This window comes from Tateyamaria sp. (assembly GCF_039945315.1).
In the GTDB taxonomy this organism is placed as follows: domain Bacteria; phylum Pseudomonadota; class Alphaproteobacteria; order Rhodobacterales; family Rhodobacteraceae; genus Tateyamaria.
The window spans coordinates 104,427-128,899 of sequence record NZ_JBDUXB010000006.1; the positions used below are offsets into that span (position 1 = coordinate 104,427).

General features: G+C 57.1%; 16 protein-coding genes and 1 tRNA gene. 7 read left to right on the forward strand and 10 right to left on the reverse strand.

Annotated elements, in window-relative coordinates:
- Nucleotides 1-8 precede the first annotated feature (8 nt).
- The 3 genes from ABJD00_RS02585 to guaB form a co-directional block, all read right to left on the reverse strand.
- Entirely contained in the window at nt 9-2,219 is a 2,211-nt protein-coding gene (locus ABJD00_RS02585; protein WP_413829635.1) for an ATP-binding protein, read from the reverse strand.
- Nucleotides 2,220-2,481: 262 nt separating this feature from the next.
- Nucleotides 2,482-3,639: an RsmB/NOP family class I SAM-dependent RNA methyltransferase gene (locus ABJD00_RS02590; protein ID WP_413829247.1), complete on the reverse strand. Its 1,158-nt coding sequence runs from the start codon at nt 3,637-3,639 to the stop codon at nt 2,482-2,484.
- A 44-nt stretch (nt 3,640-3,683) separates the two neighbouring features.
- Nucleotides 3,684-5,132: an IMP dehydrogenase gene (gene guaB, locus ABJD00_RS02595; RefSeq protein WP_413829248.1), complete on the reverse strand. Its 1,449-nt coding sequence runs from the start codon at nt 5,130-5,132 to the stop codon at nt 3,684-3,686.
- Nucleotides 5,133-5,322: 190 nt separating this feature from the next.
- Between guaB and speB the strand changes: the two genes are divergently transcribed.
- The 5 genes from speB to ABJD00_RS02620 all read left to right on the forward strand — a co-directional run bounded on the left by speB (nt 5,323) and on the right by ABJD00_RS02620 (nt 11,624).
- Complete coding sequence (gene speB / locus ABJD00_RS02600; protein WP_413829249.1) at nt 5,323-6,276, forward strand: agmatinase; 954 nt, start codon at nt 5,323-5,325, stop codon at nt 6,274-6,276.
- Between the two features lie 172 nt (nt 6,277-6,448).
- Entirely contained in the window at nt 6,449-8,485 is a 2,037-nt protein-coding gene (locus tag ABJD00_RS02605) for an ASKHA domain-containing protein (RefSeq protein WP_413829250.1), read from the forward strand.
- Nucleotides 8,482-9,324, forward strand: coding sequence for a class I SAM-dependent methyltransferase (locus ABJD00_RS02610; RefSeq protein ID WP_413829251.1), 843 nt, complete (start codon nt 8,482-8,484; stop codon nt 9,322-9,324). The genes ABJD00_RS02605 and ABJD00_RS02610 overlap by 4 nt, the downstream gene beginning before the upstream one ends.
- A gap of 37 nt (nt 9,325-9,361) precedes the next feature.
- A tRNA-Gly gene (locus tag ABJD00_RS02615) sits at nt 9,362-9,435 on the forward strand.
- Between the two features lie 287 nt (nt 9,436-9,722).
- The gene (locus tag ABJD00_RS02620) at nt 9,723-11,624 is read left to right on the forward strand and encodes a PhoX family protein (RefSeq protein WP_413829252.1); all 1,902 of its coding nucleotides are present in this window, start codon (nt 9,723-9,725) and stop codon (nt 11,622-11,624) included.
- An 88-nt stretch (nt 11,625-11,712) separates the two neighbouring features.
- Here the strand turns inward: ABJD00_RS02620 and ABJD00_RS02625 are convergent, their stop codons facing one another.
- The 6 genes from ABJD00_RS02625 to zwf form a co-directional block, all read right to left on the reverse strand.
- Nucleotides 11,713-12,639, reverse strand: coding sequence for a Hint domain-containing protein (locus tag ABJD00_RS02625; protein WP_413829253.1), 927 nt, complete (start codon nt 12,637-12,639; stop codon nt 11,713-11,715).
- Between the two features lie 219 nt (nt 12,640-12,858).
- Nucleotides 12,859-14,478, reverse strand: coding sequence for a long-chain-fatty-acid--CoA ligase (locus tag ABJD00_RS02630; RefSeq protein WP_413829254.1), 1,620 nt, complete (start codon nt 14,476-14,478; stop codon nt 12,859-12,861).
- A gap of 149 nt (nt 14,479-14,627) precedes the next feature.
- Nucleotides 14,628-16,115: a peroxidase family protein gene (locus ABJD00_RS02635; RefSeq protein WP_413829255.1), complete on the reverse strand. Its 1,488-nt coding sequence runs from the start codon at nt 16,113-16,115 to the stop codon at nt 14,628-14,630.
- 184 nt (nt 16,116-16,299) lie between these two features.
- The gene (gene pgi / locus ABJD00_RS02640; RefSeq protein WP_413829256.1) at nt 16,300-17,877 is read right to left on the reverse strand and encodes a glucose-6-phosphate isomerase; all 1,578 of its coding nucleotides are present in this window, start codon (nt 17,875-17,877) and stop codon (nt 16,300-16,302) included.
- A gap of 5 nt (nt 17,878-17,882) precedes the next feature.
- Nucleotides 17,883-18,551 (reverse strand): 6-phosphogluconolactonase, encoded by a 669-nt coding sequence (gene pgl / locus ABJD00_RS02645; RefSeq protein WP_413829257.1) that lies wholly within the window; start codon nt 18,549-18,551, stop codon nt 17,883-17,885.
- Nucleotides 18,548-19,999, reverse strand: coding sequence for a glucose-6-phosphate dehydrogenase (gene zwf, locus ABJD00_RS02650; RefSeq protein ID WP_413829258.1), 1,452 nt, complete (start codon nt 19,997-19,999; stop codon nt 18,548-18,550). Before zwf ends, pgl begins: the two co-directional genes overlap by 4 nt.
- A gap of 200 nt (nt 20,000-20,199) precedes the next feature.
- On the opposite strand from zwf, the gene ABJD00_RS02655 reads away from it, so the two are divergent.
- Nucleotides 20,200-21,141, forward strand: a complete 942-nt coding sequence (locus tag ABJD00_RS02655; protein ID WP_413829259.1) for a radical SAM protein — start codon at nt 20,200-20,202, stop codon at nt 21,139-21,141.
- Between the two features lie 15 nt (nt 21,142-21,156).
- Here the strand turns inward: ABJD00_RS02655 and ABJD00_RS02660 are convergent, their stop codons facing one another.
- Nucleotides 21,157-21,426 carry an usg protein gene (locus tag ABJD00_RS02660; RefSeq protein ID WP_108837783.1) on the reverse strand — a complete coding sequence of 90 codons (270 nt, stop codon included), beginning with the start codon at nt 21,424-21,426 and terminating at the stop codon, nt 21,157-21,159.
- A gap of 229 nt (nt 21,427-21,655) precedes the next feature.
- On the opposite strand from ABJD00_RS02660, the gene gyrA reads away from it, so the two are divergent.
- Entirely contained in the window at nt 21,656-24,358 is a 2,703-nt protein-coding gene (gene gyrA, locus ABJD00_RS02665) for a DNA gyrase subunit A (RefSeq protein ID WP_413829637.1), read from the forward strand.
- The last annotated feature ends 115 nt before the right edge of the window (nt 24,359-24,473 follow it).

Below are 24,473 nucleotides of genomic sequence, written 5' to 3' on the forward strand. Positions count from 1 at the left end.
AAGCGGGATCAGTGCAATTGATTGTGCACGGTCTCAGCAAGATCATTCAATGAAAACGGTTTGGGCAAGAAGACAGAGTTTGGAATGCTGTCTTCTTGGTTGTTCAAACGATCTTCGGCATAACCTGAGACAAAGACCACGCGCACTTCAGGACGCTCTTTCAGGGCCTCCCTAACCCAGCTTGGGCCGTCTTTGCCGGGCATGACAACGTCCGTAACAAACAAGTCAACACTCAGGCTTTCATCTTCGAGCGTCTTAAGAGCTGCTTCAGCAGATTCCGCCTCAAGAACAGTGTAGCCGCGCAAACGCAATGCCCGACTCGCAAAGGCCCGCACAGGTGCTTCATCTTCAACCAGCAAAATAACACCATCCCCATGTTTAGGTTCCACTTTGACATTGATTTTGCTCGATTTCGCAGGCGCGGGTGTCGCTTGTTCGATCACGGGGAACATGATTGAGAAACACGTCCCCTGTGTCAGATTGCTATCCACAAAGATGAATCCGCCAGTCTGCTTGACGATACCGTACGCCGTCGACAGCCCCAGACCTGTCCCCTCACCTGTCCGCTTGGTTGTATAAAAAGGTTCAAAAACCTTCTGTAGCTTATCCGCAGGTATGCCCATCCCTGAGTCGATCACGCGCAGACACACGTAATCGCCAACAGGCACGCTGACCCGGTCTCTCTCAAGCGGTTCGTTCAAAGTGATGCATTCGGTCTCAATCTGGATCTCGCCACCGTCGGGCATCGCGTCACGTGCATTGACAACAAGGTTCATCAGCACCTGTTCCAGTTGACGCTTATCAGCACGAATGGGTTTTAGAACTGGGTCATGGGAAAGAGACAGCCGCACCCGCTCACCAACCAACCGGTTCAACAGGTGGGTGAGATCAGACATCGTGTCGCGCAAATCCAATTCTTCAGGGCGTAGAGTTTGCTTGCGTGAAAAGGCCAGAAGCTGACCCACCAGTGCAGCGGCCCTGTTGGCATTCTGATTGATTTGAACCAGATCGCTGTAATCCGGATCACCCTGATCGTGGCGAAGAAGCAAGAGGTCGCAATGCCCGGAAATCGCGGTCAGCAGGTTGTTGAAGTCATGCGCAACACCGCCTGCCAACTGACCAATCGCCTGCATCTTTTGACTTTGAACAAATTGGGCTTCCAGCGTTTTGAGTTCTGTTGCGTCGGCAAGTACGGCAACGATTGATGTCTCGCCCTCATCAGTCATGCGGTTCAGCGCGACTTGCACAAACATCTCTTTGTCTGTGCGTTTCAAACGCAAGAACTCGGACTGCTGCACTGCACGCCCTGACACTGTTTCGTTCAGCCAATCGGTAATCGGGCGGCCCAATCCCTCCATCAATTTAGAGATGTGAACACCGTCGAAGAGATCGACACCTATAAGATCGGCGGCTTTGCGATTGAACTTGCACACTTCGCCTTCGGGCGAGAACCGCACCAATGGCACAGGAAGATCTTCAAAAGAGGACCAGGATGTCGAAGCACTCTCGGTCACTTCTTCGCCCGGCGGCAACAGGTAAATTGCTTTCCGGCCGGCACCCGCGTCCACCTTTGTCGCAAGCACATTCATTTGCCCCTCAGACGTCGTGATCTGGTTCACTCTGCCGAAGCGGACAGGCATTGAATCAAAAATGGCGTCCAGTGATTTGGATCGCCCGCCGATCAAACTGCGTGCACCCTCGTTCATGTACAGCACGGCGCCGGTTCGACCCGTCATCAGCATCGGCAGGCTGGGCCCGTCAGCACCACGCCCCTGCCCGGCTTCTGCAACCGCCTCAAGGCGCCAAAGCAATTGATCAGAATCCATCGCGTGGACCGCAAGTCGCATGTGCCCTTTCCGCGTCACAATATCTTCGCGCGCCGCACCATTTTCGGCCTGCGCCGCCGATTTCAGCCTGAAGATGATACCGCCAGGGTTGGCAAATGTATTGCGAAGCGTTCCCGCGAGCGTTTCACCACGCCGGGTCGAAAACATCTGACGCGCCGCGGCGTTGGCCCGCATCACCTCGCCATCAGGCGTACAAACGAAGCTCGGAGAGCCGTCTTTCTCGATAAAATTGGCAATGGCGGCGATTGCCATGTTGGTGCGCATACGCGTGCTTCTTGCAGACAGGGTGATGGCACCAGCAAGGCCCATCAACGCAGCCGCTGCCGCCGCCAACCCCAATTGAACAAGCGGTTCAGGTGCGAAATACGCCATGACGCCAAACAAGACAGAGCCCCCAAACACGGCGAGTATGCGATGTGATCCGTCCCGCGCAACCTGCGAAAGCCTGCTCTGAGAAAGCGCGCTGTCAGTCACCGAACACCTCATGCTTGTCGATTCGTTCCCAACGTTTTGCAGCGAAAACGGTTAACTAGCTCTTAAACCACGCGTAAATTCAACGTGGTCCAACACTATCTGTAGCACAACTTTAAGAAATGTAGCTATACTTTAGGTTGAGCACCTGAGGTGAATCGGCTTAGTGCCGCACCAGATGCGCCACAAAGAATCCATCGCCCCAGTCATCAACGTCCCATCGCTGCAAGTGCGTCACCTGCCACTGCGGGAATCGTCCAAGAAAAGCGTCAACTTGACCTTCGTTCTCTTCGTTCAGAACGGAGCAGGTCGCATAGATCAGTTGCCCATCCGGAGCGACATGATCCTGCGCCGCATCCAAAACCTGTGCCTGCATCCCCATTAGGTCTTGCAACTTCTCCGGAGTGAGCGCCCATTTGGCCTCTGGCGCACGCCGCCATGTCCCCGAGCCCGAACACGGTGCGTCGCAAAAAACGAGATCAAACGTGCGGGCATGATCAATGTCCTCCGGTGCGCATAATGCAATCTCGTGATTGCCTCTTAACGCTCGGGCCGGGAGATCGCGCATTCGGTTTGCATCGATGTCGTGAGCAGTGACACGCCAACCAGATGCTGCGAGCGCCAAAGCTTTGCCGCCGCCGCCGGCGCAATAATCAAGCGCCGTTCCCGCGCCCTTTACCCCCGCTACCGCCGCCTGGCTGGAACCGTCCTGCAATTCGACCAAGCCGTTGAGATAGCTGGACGAATTGCGCAAGCGACGTGGGCCTCTTGTGATGGTCAAGGCTGTTTCAGCACGCGGGTTTTCCGTCGTCTCGATGCCCTCGTCCTGCAATCGGGCCAGTGCCTCCGAGAGGTTTGTTTTGTTGGTGTTCACACGAAGGGTAACGGGTGCGCGCAAAGTAAGCGCCTGGGCCGTTGCTTGGGCCCGTTCACCAAGACTTTGAGTGAATGCGTCCGCTAGCCAACCCGGCAAGTTCCAGATATCTTCTCGCGCTTGCGGAGATTCACCAGCTGACAGTTCTGTTGGACTCAGCGGCTCAGGCGCGTGACCAACACCGTTAAACAGCTCAGAGATGTCTGCGCCTTCGGCTCGCAAACGCCCGATCAACAGGGAACGCCCCGTATCACCGCCCCCGAGACAGGCATCGCTGCGCGTGTTTCGCAGGACATCATAGACATGGTCGCGAATGGCGGCGCGGTCTCCAGAGCCTGCAAAGCGGCTGCTGCGGGCCCATCGGGTCAGCGCGAGTTCGGCCGGTTGACCACTTTGGATGCTGTCAAGAATTTCAATCGCTGCAGCGATGCGAGCGCCGGGTGTCATAGCGCGAAAGTCACATCAATTAAAATGTTCAACATATTGATTTATCACATGATGCGATAGTTTGGGGATTCCCGTGTGATCTGCACATCATGCACGTGGCTTTCCTTGAGGCCTGCCCCGGTGATCTTCACAAAATCGCAGTTCTTGCGCATTTCATCGACAGTTGCACAGCCAGTGTACCCCATAGCTGCGCGCAATCCGCCAACAAGCTGGTGAATGACCGTCCCGGCAGACCCCTTATAGGGCACCTGACCCTCGATCCCTTCTGGCACCAGTTTGTCGCTGGCCGCATCTTTCTGGAAATACCGATCCGCCGAACCACGCGCCATAGCACCAAGGCTGCCCATTCCACGATAGGATTTGAAGCTGCGGCCTTGATACAGGATCACCTCGCCCGGAGATTCATCGGTGCCTGCAATCATGGAACCGACCATCGCGCACGATGCGCCCGCTGCAATTGCCTTTGCAAAGTCGCCAGAGAACTTGATGCCACCATCTGCAATCACTGGCACATCACCAGCGGCGGCAGCACAGTCCATGATCGCCGTCAACTGCGGCACACCCACGCCTGCGACCATGCGGGTGGTGCAAATGGAGCCCGGACCGATACCGACCTTGATCGCATCCGCGCCAGCATCAATCAGCGCGCGGGTTGCCGCACCTGTGGCCACATTCCCGGCTACAATCTGAACTTCATTGGACAGTGATTTAGCGCGGCGTACGGCCGCAGCAACTCCTTCGGAGTGCCCGTGTGCTGTGTCGATAACAATCATATCTACACCGGCATCGACAAGCGCCTCAGCCCGCTCAAACCCAGCATCTCCAACCGTCGAGGCCGCCGCTACGCGCAAACGTCCTAGCGAGTCCTTGCAAGCCGTCGGGTTCAGGACGGCCTGTTCGGTGTCCTTCAGCGTCAAAAGGCCTGTCAGTTTGCCAGTCCCATCGGTGACCAAGAGTTTTTCAATCCGCCGGGACTTCATCAGGCTGATGGCCTCTTCGCGGTCGGCGGGTTCATGCAAGATTGCCAGATTGTCCGAAGACATCATGACAGAAACAGGTGTCGCATCATCACTGGCAAACCGCATATCGCGGTTGGTCACGATGCCCAGCACACGTCCCTTTTCATCAACGACCGGAAAGCCGGTGACGCGGTAACGTTCCTGCAGCGCCTTGGCATCTGCCAACGTCTGATCAGGCGTCAGTGTAATTGGGTTGTAAACAATTCCGCTTTCGAAACGTTTGACGCGGCGGACTTCGCGGGATTGCGCCTCTACATCAAGGTTGCGGTGCACAACGCCCATGCCACCGGCCTGCGCCATGGCAATGGCCATCCGCCCCTCGGTCACCGTGTCCATCGCTGAACTGAGAAGTGGGATGTTCAGCCCAATGGCCCGGGTCACCTGCGTACGGGTGTCCGCAGTCGCTGGCAGCACGCTGGAAGCGGCCGGCACAAGCAGAACATCATCAAAGGTAAGTGCCTCGCGAATCTCCATGGCGGTCTCCTTGGGGAGGGTTCGTTTGACGATTTCGTATGTCACGGCCCTTTGGGAATGGAAAGGGCTGCAGCGCTGTTTTCCTGTGCGCATGCTGTGGATTGGCAAGGAACGGCATTAAGATGTCTTTCCTTGCCCGGGCACCTGCGTCAAACATGGACCAACTGCACAGAGCGAGGAGCGCGACCCAATGACCAACAGCTATGACACGGGCCGCTTGAACCTGCCGTTTGTGGGCATTTCGACCTTTGGAAAGCGGCCCTATGTCGAAGACTGGGATAAGCTCGATGCAGATGTGGCCATTCTGGGTGCGCCTTTCGATGCCGGAACACAGTGGCGATCAGGAGCGCGGTTTGGGCCGCGCGCGGTGCGCGAAGCTTCAACCTTGTTCAGTTTTGGCCATGGTGGCGCCTATGATCACGAGGATGACGCCACCTATCTGCCCAACACCGTCGGGATCGTGGATATGGGGGATGCCGATATCATCCACACAGACACCGTTGGCTCACATCGCAACATCGAAACGGGCGTACGGGCTGCACTGGCTGCGGGGGCCTTGCCCGTGACTATCGGTGGCGACCATTCGATCAACATCCCCTGCATCAGGGCCTTTGATGGTCAGGGCGACATACACGTTCTTCAAATTGACGCGCATCTGGATTTCGTGGACGAACGCCACGGTGTGCGCCACGGACATGGCAACCCAATGCGGCGCGCGGCAGAACAGGACTATGTGACCGGGTTGACCCAAGTGGGCATCCGCAATGTCAGTTCCACAGCGCGTGAGGGTTATGAGGACGCGCGCGCGATGGGGTCTGACATCTTGTCCGTTCGCCAGGCACGCGCCATGGGTCCCCGTGCGGTGATCGAACACATCCCTGAAGGTGCGCGGGTGTATATCACGATCGACATCGACGCATTCTGTCCCTCGATCGCGCCAGGCACAGGCACGCCCAGCCACGGCGGTTTTCTGTATTACGACGTACTAGAGATGCTCCAGCAGGTGGCACGCCGAAATGACATTGTCGGTATAGATCTGGTTGAAGTAGCACCCGACTATGACCCAACAGGCAGCACAGCCATTCTGGCGGCGCAGGTTTTGATGAACCTTTTGGGCTTCATCTTTCATGCCCGGGGAATGTGACGGCGGGTCAGTATGCAGCGTCGAAAGAGCTCAGCCCCTGCCCCTCAGAGGATCGGTCGACCACAGCCAACACCTGAATAATGACGCGGTCACGCGTGTGCAGGTCGCATCACGGCTTTTCCTTTCTGCGCACGTGCTTATGCTCAGCGCAATGAACCAAACAGAGGCTTCTATGAGCACCGATCCCCTTGTTGTTTTCACCCCCTCGGGAAAGCGCGGTCATTTTGCGGTCGGCACACCAATCCTGACGGCAGCGCGCCAGCTTGGGGTCGACCTGGACTCGGTCTGCGGCGGTCGGGGCATTTGCTCAAAGTGCCAGATCACGCCGGGCGTGGGCGAATTTGCCAAGCACGGGGTGACCGTATCGGCCGATGCGCTGTCGGAATGGAACGCAGTCGAGGAACGCTACAAATCAAAGCGCGGCCTCATCGAAGGGCGCCGGTTGGGATGTCAGGCCACAGTGCAGCATGATGTTGTCATCGACGTCCCACCCGAAAGTCAGGTGCACAAACAAGTCGTGCGCAAACGCGCCGAGGCCCGTGACATCACCATCAACCCCTCCACCAAGCTGTTTTATGTTGAAGTGGAACAGCCAGACATGCACGAACCTTCGGGCGACCTGGAACGGCTCGTCCGCGCCCTTGAGGCGGAATGGGGCATTGAAAACATTCACGCTGATCTTCACATCCTGCACGTCCTGCAACCCGTACTGCGCAAGGGAGATTGGAAAGTCACCGTCGCCATCCACCTCGGGGACGAAGAGAACGCACCGCGCATCATGCATATCTGGCCCGGCTACTATGACGGAACTGTCTATGGGCTCGCTGTTGATCTTGGATCGACTACAATTGCGGGCCACCTGTGCGATTTGCTGTCAGGCGAGGTCGTGGCTTCAAGCGGCATAATGAACCCGCAAATTCGCTTCGGCGAAGATCTGATGAGCCGCGTGAGCTACGGGATGATGAACGCAGGCGGTGCGCAGGAAATGACAGCCGCGGTGCGCGAAGGAATGACTGCGCTGATCACGCAAATCGCTACCGAAGGCAGCATAGACAAACAACTGATCGTAGATGCCGTGTTTGTTTGTAACCCGGTCATGCATCACTTGCTGCTGGGCATTGATCCGTTTGAGTTGGGTCAGGCACCATTTGCTCTGGCCACATCAGGATCGATGCGGTTGCGGGCCGATGATCTCGACCTCAATATTCACCCGTCTGCCCGTGTTTACCTGTTGCCCTGCATTGCAGGCCACGTGGGCGCAGATGCTGCTGCCGTGGCGCTCAGCGAGGCGCCGGACAAGTCCGAAGATCTTGTTTTGGTGGTCGATGTGGGCACCAATGCCGAAATTCTGCTGGGTAATAAAGACAAAGTGCTGGCCTGTTCGTCTCCGACAGGCCCGGCCTTTGAAGGCGCGCAAATTACCGCAGGCCAGCGCGCCGCCCCCGGCGCGATTGAGCGGGTCGAGATTGACCCGGCCACCAAAGAACCCCGCTTCAGGATCATTGGCGTGGACGCGTGGTCGGACGAAGACGGCTTTGCCGAGGCTGCTGCTGCATCTGGCATCACCGGGATTTGCGGGTCTGGTATTATCGAAGCAATTGCGGAAATGCGTCTTGCCGGATTGCTCGATGCCTCAGGCCTGATTGGCAGCGCCGAACAAACCGGCAGCCCACGTTCGATCAAGGACGGGCGCACGCATGCTTACGTGCTGCATGACGGCACCGCCAACGGCGGACCGCTGATTTCAGTCACCAACCCCGACATCCGCGCAATCCAGATGGCCAAAGCGGCCCTCTACTCAGGTGCACGGCTGCTGATGGACAAATTTGGCGTGGACAGCGTGGATCGCGTGGTGCTGGCTGGCGCTTTTGGTGCGCATATTTCGCCCAAGCACGCCATGGTTCTCGGCATGATCCCCGACGCTCCTTTGGAAAAGGTCACCTCGGCGGGCAATGCCGCAGGCACTGGCGCGCGCATTGCGCTTCTAAATCGCGATGCACGGGGCGAAATCGAACAGACCGTTCACCGCATCCACAAGATCGAAACCGCAATCGAACCCCGCTTTCAGGAGCATTTCGTAAACGCTTCTGCCATCCCCAACTCGGTAGAACCCTTCCCGATCCTCAACTCAATCGTTGCTTTGCCAGACGTTAGCTTCAACACTGGCGGCGACGAAACAGGCGGGCGGAGAAGGCGCAGACGGGCATGAACAACACAGATCAGGAAGAGTTCTGGAGCAAATCCGCAGGCCCGGCCTGGGTCACGTTGCAGAGCGAACTTGACTGTCTGATGCAGCCCGTTCTTGACTTGGTACTGACCCACGCTCGGCTTCAGGCTGGCCAGCGGGTACTCGATATCGGCTGTGGCACCGGGGCCAGCGTGGCGCAAGCCGCGGACATCGTTGGGGACACCGGTCACGTCACCGGTCTGGATATTGCAGACACGATGCTGGATTTGGCCAAGACCCGACTCACCGGCCACGCCAACACAAGCCTGATGCTTTCGGATGCACAAACCGAGCCCTTTGAACCAGGCAGCTTCGATGCCCTGATCTCGCGGTTTGGGGTTATGTTTTTTGAAGACAGCTCAGCGGCATTTGCAAACATGAGTGCTGCCCTTGTTCCCGGCAGCGCGCTGACCTTTGCCGCGTGGGGGCCCGCCCCGCGAAACCCATTCTTTATGGAGCCGGCGCGCGCGGCGACAGAACTTTTGGGTGAGATGCCGAAAGTGGACCGTACACAACCTGGACCCTTCGCATTCGAGGACACTGACCGTGTCACCTCAATCCTGGAAACTGCGGGATTAGTTAGCATTGAGGTATCCACAGTCGATCTTCATCTGACGCCAGTTGGCGATTTGAGGGACGTTGGCGATCTATGCTGTAGCATCGGCCCTGCCGACAGTGCACTGCGGTATCACGAAGGCACCAGTGAAAATCGCAAAGCTTTGTCCGATGCTATTGCACTACGTTTCGCCCCTTTTGAAACCCACGATGGCGTGCGTATCCCGGCCGTCATCAATCTGTTTCAAGCCCGCACTGCTGCTTGACGGCGCAGGCGCTGGCGTCTATGCCCGCAGCCCAGCGGCGGGTATGGTGAAAAGGTATCACGGCAGCTTCCCAAGCTTTAGTTACGAGTTCGATTCTCGTTACCCGCTCCATCTCTCTTGCAGTAATTCGGCCGTCATCCTCAGCCGTTATGACTATTGTGAGGACAGTGACATTTTGCCTGACGGCATCGGTCTGAAACGTTTAGCCCCAAGAAATCCAATATCGCTGCAGGGTCGCCCTCGGCGCATAAGCGCTTAAATCGCTATGGTTGAATCTTTATTCTGTGCATAAACCGCGATCTGTCACATTTTCTTTGAATTAACCCGTTAGCCCATTGCCAAACGCGCTTTTGCGCGTCTGCCGCACCCAGATACAAAATCAAGGAATGGAGCCGATCATGAAAGATATCGACCAGCATGAAATGTCGCCCGACGATTGGGATGAGATGAACTTTCCCCGCCCGGACGTACAGGGGTTTGATGACATTGTAGAGGCGGCCATCTCGCGACGTGGTTTTATGGGCGGCGTGCTCGCCTTCGGGTCCGGGGCTGCTGTAATGGGCACGGCCATGCTCAAAGGGACGACGGCGATGGCGGGTCAGTCAGACCGCTTTGCCTTCGAACAGTTGCCGATCCAGACAGACGGCACCGTACATGTGCCCGAAGGCTACACTTGGGATGTTCTGGTGCGCTGGGGTGATCCACTGTTCTCCGACGCCCCTGCCTTTGATGCGGCCACCGGCATCCCGACAGAAGGGTCAGACCGTGTGTTTGGCGAAAACACCGATGGGATGGAATTGTTCAAGGTCGGCAATCACGAACTGCTAGCTGTGAACTCAGAATATGTGAACTCCCACTACAACCTCGCACACACCGAGGACGGCATGCCCACATCTGCCGACGACGTCCGTCGCCTGCAAAACTTCCAGGGCGTGAGCGTCATGGAAGTGACCGAAGGCGAAAACGGCTGGGAGGTTGTCGTGGACAGCCCGTTCAACCGCCGCATCCACCACAACACGCCCATGGTCATTGACGGCCCTGCCGCAGGTCACGATCTACTCAAGACAGATGCCGACCCGACAGGAACCGCCTCGCTTGGCACGTTCAACAACTGTGGCGCTGGCCGCACTCCTTGGGGGACATATCTTACCTGCGAAGAAAACTTTAACGGCTATTTCGGCACCACCGAAGCACCAGAGCTGGACGACGTGCACGTTGCCGGGTTCTCGCGCTATGGCGTAAAAACTGAAGTGGATGCAAACCGCTATAACTATCATGGGTTTGACCCGCGGTTCGACATCTCCAAAAACCCGAATGAGCCACACCGTGCAGGCTACATCGTGGAAATCGACCCTGCTGACCCCGACAGCACACCGGTCAAGCACACGGCCCTGGGCCGCTTCAAACACGAGAACGCCGCCTATGCGCTGGCACCCGATGGCCGGGTGATCGTCTATATGGGCGATGATGAGCGTGGCGAGTTCATGTACAAGTGGCTAAGCGCGGACAAATATGTGCCGGGAGGCGACACCTCGACCCTCCTGAGCGAAGGCCAGTTGTTCGTGGCGAAGTTCAACATGGACCAGACCGGTGAATGGATCGCACTGACCCCCGAAGCCACGGGTATGTCAGCCCCTGAAATCGCCATTTTCAGTCGTATCGCGGCCTCCGCCGTTGGTGCGACGACAATGGACCGGCCTGAATGGGTAGCTGTGAACCCCAGAGCGGTCGAAGGATATTGCTGCCTGACGAACAACAAGAACCGTGGCGTTAAACCCAATGCCGGAGGCGATGACACGTCGGCCAATGGGCCCAACCCGCGTGAGATCAACAACTATGGACAGATCGTGCGTTGGCGCCCCTCGGGCGACAACCACGCATCCAACACCTTCGACTGGGACCTTTACGTGATGGCCGGCAACCCGACCAATCAGGAAGGCGCCTACAAAGGTTCGTCCAATATCAACGAAGGGAACATGTTCAACGCACCCGACGGGATGATGTTCGACTCGACTGGCATCATGTGGATTCAAACAGACGGTAACGACGATAACGAGGGTGAATTCGAGGGCATGGGCAACAACCAGATGCTGGCCGGTGATCCGGTCACAGGTGAAATCCGCCGCTTCCTTACGGGCCCGAACGGGTCAGAAGTAACGGGCCTCACGTGGTCCAGCGACAGGCGGACGATGTTTGTCGGCATCCAGCACCCGGGCGCACCATTCCCTGACGGTGAAGGGTCGCTGCCACGGTCGTCTATCGTTGTGGTCAAACGGACAGACGGCGCGCTGGTCGGGTAAAGGCCGGACTAAAAAACTTAAGGCTGGGCGCCGGGCATTCCTTGCGTCCAGCTTTTTGTTGCTTGCGAGACGCCACACCCCGAGAATCTCAAGCGGCTCGGATCATGGACTGATCAATAGTAGGCAGAATCAAATGCGCCTCGAAAGAGCGGACAATCCGCCGTGCGGCAGCCATCTGCAATTTAACCGCACTCTGCTCAGGGAAAACCACATCTATCTCGGTGCGCAAAGAACTGTTTTCGTGACATAAATATTCACCGGGCAGAAAACTCTCGGCAGCAACGCCATTGGCATAAACAATTTCGTGGCGGTCAAACATGAAATGTACATACTTGACGGTCGGGCACGCTTCTCGGGTGATCGTCTCGCCGTTGACCAGCATTTGGGCCGAACACAATACTTCGTCATCGCCCAGATAAAACGCAGCGCGCCAATCGTCGATCATGATGCGGTGCTGGGGCGACACGGTCAGTGGATCTGCGTTGCCAAGCGCGCCACGTTGAATGTGAACCGGTGCAAAGGCGCCCTGCCCGGTTACCGTTCTCGAACCGATCCAGCATACCCTCTGCGCCCCGTGGTCCCGCGTTTCGACAAGGTCGCCAACGCCAATTTTTTCGACCGGCACCTGCCCACCGGGCACTCTTATCCGGGTTCCGACGACAAAGCACGGTGGTCCAAAATCGCCAACCGGGAACTGTGTGCTCCCAGTGACAAAGGTCTGTGCAGTGATCGTGCCATCTTCCAGAACAGTGTCATCGTCTGGAGTGAAGTACCGGCCACCGTCAGCGGTGTAAAAGGTCACGCCTGAGATGGTTTCGCCATTGAGGACTATCGTGTCGCCAACCCAAACAGCGGTCACGTTGCTGCCGTTAACCTGATCACCGCCATCCGCACGGATCACGTTATCATTGTCAGCGTCATTGATCTCCATCGTAATGATGGTTGCCGTAAACGGAGTTGACGACGCGCCCGGATCGTAATTTCCGGCAATCGTTTGATCTGTATATATGGCCACTGCTGCCCAATCTTTCGCCAGCGGCCATTGAAATCACCGCCCTTACTGAGCTGGATGCCTCAAGAATGTGGTGCCAACGGCGCAGGATCGCGAAAAATCCAAGGCAATTGGTGGGGGTACCCTCAATAAAGAACGAGTTTTCGAACACTTTTGGCGCACCATGGGACAACCATGCGACCCACTCATGTGGGCCAACACTTCCAGCATTGTTCGCCGGCTTTAGCCGATCAAGACATCCCCGAACGTGTCGCGCAAGTTCCGCTTCAACACTTTGCCGGTCGCATTGCGTGGCAGCACATCCGTGAAAACAACCCGATCAGGTACCTGCCAGCGGGCGATTTTGCCCTCAAAGATCGATAACACAGCCTCTTCGCTGGGGGCATGCCCTTCGGCACGTACAGCGATCAACACGGGCCGTTCGTCCCATTTTTCGTGCCGCGCACCGATCACCGCCGCATCCGCCAGTTCGGGATGCGCAAGCGCGATGTTTTCCAGATCTACGGACGAAATCCATTCCCCCCCAGATTTGATGATGTCCTTGGACCGGTCCTTTATCGACAGATAGCCATCAGCATCCAGCGTGGCCACGTCGCCGGTATGAAACCAGCCCTCAGTTAGAGTTTCCGCCGCCGTTGATTGAAAATAGGCATCTAGTATCCAATGCCCTCGCACCATCAAATCTCCTTGTGCCACCCCGTCGCGCGGTAATTCCTTGCCGTCCGGGTCCACAATTTTGAGGTCAACACCCCAAGGCGGGCGCCCCTGACTTTCGCGCAAGGTATGTTGCTCTTCGATGGGTAGATCAGCGTGCTTTGCCAACGGTTGGTTGGATGAACCAAGCGGAGACATCTCGGTCATGCCCCATGCGTGGATCACTTCGACATCATAGTCGTCACGGAAGGTCGCCATCATCGAAGGTGGACATGCCGAACCACCTACCACGGTGCGCGTCAGGCTGGCTAGTTTTGAGCCCGATTTCTTGGCCTCTGCCAACAAACCCTGCCAGATCGTTGGCACACCAAGGGCAATGTTCACGCGATGCGCATCGATAAGCGATACCAGCGATGGACCGTCCAGACCCGGGCCTGGCAGAACCATACGCGCGCCGACCTGCGCACAGGCATAGGGTGTCCCCCATGCGTTAACGTGGAACATCGGCACCACGGGCAAAACCACGTCGCGCGCCGAAAAGCCAATGCAATCGGGCGTGTTCGCGGCCAAGGCATGCAGCACCGTTGTGCGATGCGAATAGAGAACACCTTTGGGGTTCCCTGTTGTTCCCGAGGTATAACACAAGGAAGAGGCTGTGTTTTCGTCAAATTCGGGCCATTCGAAGTCGGGCGAGCCAGTGGCGATGAGGTCATCGTAGAACTTCAAGCCATCGATCATGGCGGCCGCATCTGCGTCTTCTCCACCCATCAACACGATATGTTCGACGCATGGGATCTGATCCCGGATGGCCTTGACCAGCGGGACAAAGCTCTTGTCGATAAACAGCACGCGATCCTCTGCGTGTGTGATAATGTAGATCAGTTGTTCGGGAAAAAGGCGCGGATTGATCGTGTGGCAGGCAAAACCTGCCCCGGAGACGCCAAAGTAAATCTCAAGATGGCGGCGGTTATTCCACGCGATCGTGGCACAGCGGGTCTGCGGATCCAGCCCCAGTTTCGTCAACGCATCACCCAGCCGGTGCGCCTTCGCTCCGACCTGACCCCATGTTGTGACTTCGGCGCCGCCCAAAGTGTTTACGGACACGATCTCTGTCTCAGCATGGAAACGCGCGGCGTGATCCACAAGTGATCCGATGGTCAGAGGGAAATTCATCATTTGGCCAAGCATTTGGCACCTCCCATTCAGTTGTTTGAAGGGAGTCGTTGTTTTTGCCCCCAGTTGTAGGGAACCCTGCCAAGGCGCACGCGCCCATGCAAGTCTGATGAGCGCACTTGATGGAGATGCAAGGCGGAGCTACCCCCGCCTTGCGCTACGTTTTAGCCGCATTGCAGCTCTTCTACGTGCTTCATATGGGCCCGGTTGGCATCGATGTAGGCGATGATGCCTGCCATCACGCTCGGCTGACCCTTGAACCCATGCCACGGCTTGAAGTGCGGCATATGAATGAAGGTTGTCGGGTCGCGCCGCAACAGGTTGGCAAAGACAGACGCCACCAACTTACCCCCTGCCCCGGTCAGCTTACCGCTGCCGTGCGCTTCGGCCTCTTGGAGACAGTAGAACCACAGCGGAGTTTTGGTGAACCCTTTGTGCTTCAGGATATCCGGAACAGGCAGCACTTTGGTCCCCAACTTGGCCGCAAGCTGCTGACCACTGGCCAGTTGGTAGGTGTAGCGGTCGCGTACCATGTTGCGCAGCGCCAAATTGCGAGATTGATCGAGAGTTAGCGTTTCCTCGATATCCGCAAGTTCGATGGGTGCATGCACGAAAGGCAGGTTCAGCAAAGGCAGACCCAGATGAGGGCCAACGGGGCGCGCCTTTTGAGAGGAAACCGCGCCATTCATTTCGAACCACATGGCCATTTCTATGTTGCCATCGACAGGGCGCGGACCAAAGCCGGGCAGCGCGAACAGCCCCTTGGGATCGCCACCATTGGTCAGTACGTACTCAAACTGTGTGGTCGCATGGCCAAAGCGGTACCCGGCCCCGGTGAACTCAACAGGCATCACTGGAGCGTCCCAACCAAATGGATTCGGGTCTTTCAGCGCCCAATCCAGACACTCTTGCTCAATAAAGGAAGGTAGCAACTCGCACCACACCATCCATTGGTAGTGTAGCCGGATAAAGCGGCGGACCTCTTCGAAATTCGACAGCTTCGGGCTAACATGGTCGTGCCAGATATGCTTGTCGATGCCGTCGTGGGCGCAGGCTTTGATGTCATCAGCCTCGCCACCACCTTCTACCCGCTTGCTCATCAACAGGTTATGCAACTCGATAAACACCGCCTGTATTTGGGCGACGATGATGTTCTCGTCATTGCGAAAGTCGCCGATCAGCGCCTTGCCTGCACAAGTGCGTGCCAGATCGCGCGGGTTGTCCTTGCGACCGAACATCAAGAACTGTTCTGCATCGCCCGCGCCATACAGCGTCGGCGACGCCTCGGGGCCTGCGCCGTAGACACAGTCCAAATCAAGGGACGGCGTGCGCACATTCGGGATAGTTGCGGGATCAATCCGGGTGCCAAGGGCGGATGTGGCATCCAGCGTGATATCGTGATCCACGAACTGACCAAAGAAGGTCATACCTGCGTCCGCTGGCCCATCGGTGTTTCCGTTCACGCCCATGCTTTGAGACAATTCATCAAGTGCGGCGATCACATCTGCATGGGTGATGTTGGAAATATGCACCGGGTTGGGTGGCATGACCCGGCCAAGGGTCTGCGCAAACGGGCGTGACGGTCCGTTTGCGTGGATACAAGTCTTTACGAGTTGGTCGAGCCGCGTGAGCCCGTGTTGAGTTCCAGCCATAATCAGGCCTCCTGAATTTGAGTCATAAAAATAGAAGGGCGAAAATATGCTGCGCCCCATTGCAATTGTAGGGCGCCAAAATGGGTCGATGCAACCGGGGGTTAGGTCAGGTATTCCCCCATAGGTAAGCATACGCCAGCGGATAATCGCTGACGCATGCACGGCTTTCCGCCTGCGGAAAAGCCTATTTTTTATGGGTATGCAGGTAACTGACGAGGGCGCGGGTCGAGCCGTCCTTGTCCGCAGGCACTTCTGATCCTTCGATCACAGGTTGAAGTGCTGTGGCCAATTCCTTGCCCAATTCGACCCCCCACTGATCATAGGAATTGATGCCCAAAATCACCCCTTCGACAAAGACCCGATGTTCGTAAAGGGCGATGATCTGCCCCAGCGTGAACGGGTCCAGCTTTGGATAGATCAGCGTGATCGACGGACGGTTTCCCGCAAAGACGCGGTGGGCAGCTTGGCGTTCCAGTTCCGCCCCTTCGAACTTACCCGCTACCTTGCCGCGCGCCTCGTCAAGATCGCGGCCGCGCAGCAGAGCCTCGGACTGAGCAAAGCAGTTGGCGATGAGCAGGTCGTGATGGTGTTTCAGGTCATCCTCGTGCCCGTCACAGGCCACCATGAATTCACAGGGGATCACAGACGTGCCCTGGTGGATCAACTGGTAGAACGCGTGCTGTCCATTGGTGCCGGGCGCGCCCCAGACCACAGGACCGCTGTCTACCGGCAACGGTTGGCCATCCATGCCAACCGACTTCCCGTTTGATTCCATCTCGAGCTGTTGCAGGTAAGCGGGTAATTGCCCCAGCCTTTGGTCATAGGGCAACACCGCGCGCGTGGCATGACCCAGAACTTGCCGATGCCAGATGCCGACAAGGGCAAGCATCAGCGGCATGTTTTCCGTGCCTTGCGCGGCACAAAAGTGGCGATCCATCTCTTGCCCGCCGCGCAGAAAAGCACGGAAACCGTCAGGGCCAATGGCCAGCATAATTGACAGCCCAATAGGCCCCCACATGGAATAGCGCCCGCCGACCCAGTCTTCGAACCCAAAGACACGCTCGGACGGAATGCCGAAATCTGCTGTCTTGTCTTCGGCAGTGGATAGGGCCGCGAATTGGGTCGCAGGATCGCCCCCACCATCAAGCATCCACGCCCGCGCAGTGCGCGCATTGGTCATGGTTTCGATCGTTGTAAAAGTTTTGGAGGCGACAATCACAAGTGTCGTTTTCGCATCCAGTTCCCGCAGCACATCCGCGATATGAGCACCGTCCACATTGGACACGAAATGACAGCGCGGGCCGTCACGGTATGGCGACAAGGCTTGCACCGCCATGCTGGGCCCAAGGTCAGATCCGCCGATCCCGATATTCACCACATCAGTGATCGCTCCGCGGCGCACCTCTTCGGCATAGACCGCCATCCGGTCCAGCGTCGCAAGCACCTCTGGCATGACGTCCTGACCATCCACGATCACCGGGCCACCATCGAGATTGCGCAAGGCGGTATGCAGCACTGCCCGCCCTTCCGTCTCGTTGATCTTTTTCCCGGAGAACATCGCGTCGCGTCGCGCCGGGACGCCGGCCGCATCAGCGAGGGCCAACAATGCATCACGCGTGGCTGCGTCTATGTTTGTCTTGGCATAATCAAACCGCATGAATTGGGTCTGCACGGCGAAGTCGTCAGCGCGCGTCTCATTAAATAACTCAAGGATGTGTCGCTCACCCATTTGGGTGGCCAAAGTGTTCAAGTCGTTCCACATGTTACTTACTCCGCCCAATGGACGATCAGGCCGTCCATTACGGCCCGGATCGGGGCCTCAACTGGTGACATGGATTGCGCAGCTTCAAGCGCGCGCCGTTTTTCGTCGCCGTAAATCACCAGATGTTTGGCCATCGCGCCTGCCAGCGCAGGGCCAGAAAACGATATGCGCGGCTCTTGCCCCTCTACGGATACAGGCACAACTAAAGGCGCGTTGTCATCCATCATCGCCGGCAAACCAGCTGCACCGGGAAACAGCGAAGCGGTATGCATGTCCGCGCCCATGCCCAGCAACAACAGCGAGATCGGCATCTCCTCTGCCAGATGTTCGGACAGGATAGGTGCAGCGCTTTCGGGAGTCTCGCCTTCCATATGGAATGGCATGAACTTGGCCGCCGCGGCACGATCGACAAACAGGTGTTCCTTGAGCAGCTTGGCGTTTGAACGCTCATGCCCCTCGGGCACCCAGCGTTCGTCGCTGAGCATCACATGCACGCGGTCCCAATCGAGCGCCGAGGCGCAAAGGCTGTCAAAGATCGGCCCCGGGGTTGTTCCCCCCGGCACCACAAAGGAGGCCCATGGGTGGATCAACAAACAGTTCTTCAACTCGCTAGCCAATTGATCCGCCAGCCGCATGGCCAGCAGTTCACGGTCGGGATATTCTTGGATCTTCATGAGGCCACCTTTCGCCACACTCGGGTGTCACGGGCCAGCAACTGCACGGCATCCACCGGGCCTTCGCTGCCACTGTCGTAGGTTTTCGGCACTTCGCCACGGGTCTCCCACCCATCAATGATCGGGTCCGTCCACGCCCACGCGGCCTCAACCTCGTCGCCGCGCATAAACAGCGTCTGGTTGCCGCGGATCACATCCATGATCAAACGTTCGTAGGCATCCGTCTGGTCTGCTGCTTCATCGCCGAGCGCGTCCGCAAACGACATATCTAGCGGGACATCAATCAGGCGCATCCCACCTGGCCCCGGCTCCTTGATAGTTACCCCTAGCTTCATGCCCTCGTTGGGTTGCAAGCGGATCGACAGTACGTTGCGATGATCCTCCTGTTCACCAAAGATCGAGTGGTTGAGTTCTTTGAATACCACTACAATTTCGGAACAGCGCGCCTTGAGGCGTTTGCCCGTCCGTAGATAGAAGGGCGTGCCAGCCCACCGCCAGTTGCTGACACCAACCTTCATGGCCACATAGCTTTCGGTGCGGGTACGCGGATCGCCGACTTCTTCGCGGAAACCGGGGCCTTCGGGTCCAGCCTCATATTGTCCCCGGACGATGTGATGCGGTTCCACAGAATCGAGCGCGCGGATGACTTTGAGTTTTTCGTCGCGCACAGCATCTGGGTCAAACTTGCTGGGCGGCTCCATCGCGATCAGGCAAAGAAGTTGCATCAGGTGGTTTTGAACCATGTCCCGCATTGCTCCGGACTTGTCGTAGTACTCTCCACGCCCGCCCACGCCGACGGTTTCGGCCACAGTAATCTGGATGTGATCGACATATTGGCTGTTCCAAAGAGGTTCGAACAGCATGTTGCCAAAGCGCACGGCCATGAGGTTCTGAACCGTTTCCTTGCCCAGATAATGGTCGATCCGGTAAATCTGGCTTTCGTCGAAGTAAGCGGCCAGATCACGATTGAGCTCCTTGGCCGACGCCAGATCGCGCCCAAAGGGTTTTTCAACCACGATCCGGCTGGCATCGTTGGTCAGCCCGTGCTGGTTCAGACGTTCTGCCAGATCGCCAAAGAGGCTGGGTGCAACCGAGAAGTAGAACGCATGTACGCGTCCCGGCTGGATCAACTCTACCAGTTCGAGCCACCCTTTTTCGCCGCGCGCATCGATCGACACATAAGCCATACACGCCAGAAAAGCCTGCAGCTTGTCAGTAGACGCCTTTTCTTCTCCACCAAACTCTTGCACCGCTTCGGCCACGAATGCGCGGTAGCCATCTGCATCCATGCCCGAACGGGCCGCACCTATGACTGTCGCATCGCTAGGCATTTGCCCTGCGCAAAAGCGACGGAATAGACCGGGCAAAATCTTGCGTCGTGCAAGGTCGCCTGTTCCCCCAAAGATCACCAGATCGAAAGGCTCGACCGGAATGACACGCGAAACCATGGCTTGGTACTCCTAAAAAATGTTTGCGCAAACACTATCAGATTCAACAGGGTACTCAACGGTCAAACACGCTGTGCGCCTTATCTGCATCAATGCTTATCACAAAGCTGTCAAAGCGTCAGGAGGAGCCTTTTCCAACCCGCACCCAACTTCTAGGAATGAACGTGTAATGTATCCAATTGACGACAGGACGTTGTCCGATGAAAGACCTCGCCAATCTTGGTAAATTCGAACACCCGGACGTCACGGCCAAGGGCGAGAAACGGGCAAAAGTCGCGCTCAGCAACCCGGAAACGCTGTGGTTCAACACTGGCACGCTTTGCAACATTACTTGCATCAACTGCTATATCGAAAGCTCTCCTACCAATGACGCTCTTGTATATATGAGTGCGGACGAGGTCAGCGACTATCTCGACCAGCTTGAAATGCGTCGGTGGAACGTTCGCGAAATCGGGTTCACGGGCGGTGAACCGTTCATGAACCCGGCCTGTATCGAAATGTTGGAGCGCAGCCTTGCGCGCGGATACGACGTGTTGGTGCTGACCAACGCGATGGCTCCGATGATGCGCCCCACGATGCAGGCGGGAATCAAGGATCTCGTCACCCGCTATGGCAGCAAGATCACATTTCGTGTCAGCCTCGATCACCATGCCCCCGCGGTGCATGACGCCGAACGTGGTGTCGGCGCGTTCGAAAAGTCGATGCGCGGTATGGCATGGCTTGCCTCTGTTGGTGCGCGGATGGCAGTTGCCGGTCGGGTTGAGATGGCTGAAAGCGAAGACGAGGCACGTCAGGGCTATGCCAGCCTTTATGCCTCGCGAGGTTGGGACATCGACGCATTTAACCCCGGATCGACGGTTTTGTTCCCGGAAATGGACGAAGACGTTGAAGTGCCTGAAATTACGACAGAATGTTGGTCGATCCTGAACAAGCGCCCCGAAGCGGTGATGTGTTCATCGTCACGCATGGTGGTCAAACGCAAGGGGGCGGCACGTCCCGCAGTGCTGGCCTGTACACTCTTGCCCTATGATCCACAGTTTGAACTGGGCGCGACGCTGGCCGAGGCCGAAGGCGAGGTTTCGCTAAACCATCCACATTGCGCCAAGTTCTGCGTTCTAGGTGGGGCGTCCTGTTCGGCCTGAACAGAGAAGAGCGCCTTAGTGCACCGTGAACTCTCCGGTCACATTGCGCCATTCCCCGCATGACATCATCTTGCGGTGCGTAAACCGCACCGAATGTAGCGGCCCTTCAATCTCGGCCTTCCAAAAATCGATGAATTTCAGCAAACGCGGATGATCCGGCGCAATGTCATAGTCCTGCCAGACAAAGGTGTTCAGGACATGGGTAAAGTCCGGCATGCGGTAAAAGATTTCAGCCGTCGTCAGCCCATAACCCTTCAACATCAGTTCGGTTTCATTTTGCTCCATTTTGCACCTCTGTTTTCTTTTCTGCGTTCAGTTGAGCGCGACAAAGATTAATAAGCAACAAAAACAATATTTTAGCAGCCTATTGCCAAGACTGCTAACAGCGCGTGCGCTCAGGCGTTGCACATTATCTGTGCTTTCTGATAGGTTGTTCCCCAAGATGTAGAGTGACGCAAAGATTGGGCAGAACCACGTGACCGACACGCCGCAACCCCCTGATAATGATGATGAAATGACGCCAGAACGGCCCAGCTATGATGGACCCTCAGTGTCCATCGAGCACGAGATGCGCACGTCCTATCTGGACTATGCGATGTCGGTCATTGTCAGCCGCGCGATTCCGGATTTGCGTGATGGCCTAAAACCTGTGCACCGCCGCATCCTGTATGCGATGTTCGAGACCGGAAATTCCCACGACAAATCCTATCGCAAGTCGGCTCGCCCTGTTGGCGACGTCATGGGGAAATACCACCCCCATGGGGATTCCGCGATTTACGACGCGCTGGTGCGCATGGCGCAGGATTTCTCGATGTCCCTGCCGTTGCTGGATGGTCAGGGCAACTTTGGTTCGATGGACGGCGATAACCCGGCGGCTATGCGCTATACCGAAGTACGCATGGACAAGCCTGCCGCTTATGTTCTGGCCGATATCGACAAGGATACAGTCGATTTTCAGGACAACTATGACGGCAAAGACCGTGAACCAACCGTCCTGCCCGCCCGCTTTCCCAATATGCTGGTCAATGGCGCTGGCGGTATTGCAGTGGGCATGGCAACCAACATCCCGCCCCACAACTTGGGCGAAGTCGTTGATGCGTGCCTTGCACTGATCGAAGACCCGGATTTGTCCTCTGAACAGCTGATCGACTACATCCCCGGCCCGGACTTTCCGACGGGCGGCATCCTTCTGGGCCGCTCTGGCGCAAGAAAGGCCTATCTCGAGGGACGCGGCAGCGTCATCATCCGCTCAAAGACACGTGTCGAAGAGATTAGGAAAGACCGTTACGCCATTGTTATTGATGAGATTCCCTATCAGGTGAACAAGGCCACGATGATCGAACGGATCGCAGAGGCCGCGCGCGACAAAAAGATCGAGGGCATCGCCCACGTCCAGGACGAATCTGACCGCAATGGTGTGCGCGTTGTCGTTGAATTGAAACGAGATGCAACGGCAGAAGTGGTTTTGAACCAGTTGTTCCGCTTTACGCCCATGCAGGTCTATTTCGGCTGCAACATGCTGGCACTGAACGGCGGACGCCCAGAACAACTCACTTTGCGCCGCTTCCTGACCTCGTTCATCGATTTCCGCGAAGAAGTCGTTGCGCGCCGCACTGCGTTTGAGTTGCGCAAGGCACGCGAGCGCAGTCACATCCTGTGTGGTCTGGCCGTTGCCGTCACCAATATCGACGAAGTTGTCGCCACGATCCGCTCCTCCGCTGACGCCGCCGAGGCGCGCGCGAAGCTGATGGAGCGCCGCTGGCCGGCCAACGACATCCTGACCTATATCGCGTTGATCGACGATCCGACCCATACCGCGAACGAGGACGGCACCTATAACCTGTCCGAAACCCAAGCCCGCGCCATTTTGGAACTGCGCCTGCAACGCCTCACTCAGATTGGCGTAAAAGAAGTTACGGACGAACTGGAAGAACTGGCGGCCAAGATCAAGGAATACCTCGAAATCCTTGGCAGCCGCGAGCGGATCATGGCGATCATCGCCGCTGAGCTCTCTGAAACCAAAGAATTGTTTGCCGTTCCCCGCCGCACCGAGATTGTCGACTGGTCCGGCGACATGGAAGATGAGGACCTGATCGAGCGCGAGGATATGGTCGTGACCGTCACCTCGGGCGGCTACATCAAGCGCACCCCTCTGGCTGATTTCCGCAGTCAAAAGCGCGGCGGCAAGGGCGTCAGCGGCATGCAGACCAAAGAAGAGGACGTGATCACCACCCTCTTTGTTGCGAACACACACACGCAACTGTTGTTCTTCACGACAGACGGGATGGTCTACAAGCTCAAGACATGGCGCCTGCCGCAAGGTGGTCGCACATCCAAAGGCAAGGCGATCGTCAATATCCTTCCCATCCCTACGGGCGTCAGCATTGCAGCCATCATGCCAGTGGATCGCGATGAAAAGGAATGGGACGACCTGCAGGTTGTCTTTGCCACATCCGCCGGAACGGTGCGACGCAACAAGTTGTCGGATTTCACCAATGTGAAGTCCAATGGCAAGATCGCGATGAAGTTCGAAGATGAGCACGCCGACACGACGCTGATCAATGCACGCATCGCCTCAAACGACGACGATGTGATGCTGATCACTAATTCGGGCCGGGCGATCCGTTTTCCGGCCACCGACGTGCGTGTGTTCAACTCGCGCAGTTCGGTCGGGGTGCGCGGGGTCAAGTTGTCCGGGTCGGACAAAGTGGTTTCCATGTCGATCATCCGCCACTTTGATGCGACCAGCGACGAGCGTGCTGCGTATCTAAAAATGCGCAGGGCAGTTGCGGGCTTGGCGGATGATGTTGATGTATCAGATGAGGAAGAAACGGATGCAAATGCGACCATTGATCCGGCACGCTATGCAGAGATGTCGGCGGCCGAAAACCTGATCCTGACCGTCACGGCTAAAGGCTCTGGCAAACTGTCGTCCAGCCATGACTATCCAGTGCGTGGACGCGGCGGCATGGGCGTTGCAGCCATGGACAAGGCCATGCGTGGTGGCCAGATCGTGGCGTCGTTCCCTGTCGAAATGGACGATCAGATCATGCTTGCCACGTCAAAGGGCCAGTCCATTCGAGTACCGATCGAAGGCATCAGCTTCCGCTCGCGCAGCGCCGGAGGCGTCAAGGTGTTTGACACTGGCAAGGGCGAAGAAGTTGTCAGCGTGGCCTGGATCGCAGACCAAGGCGAAGACGATGGGGACGCCGAGTAACCCAAACAGGCCAAGTTGACCGTGTCAGATCCTTTAGTGGCCTTGCCTCTGCATTTCTGTTCGCTTCTTCCCAACGTGCGTTTCACGCGTGAGCTTTCCGCCCGACTGTAACCAT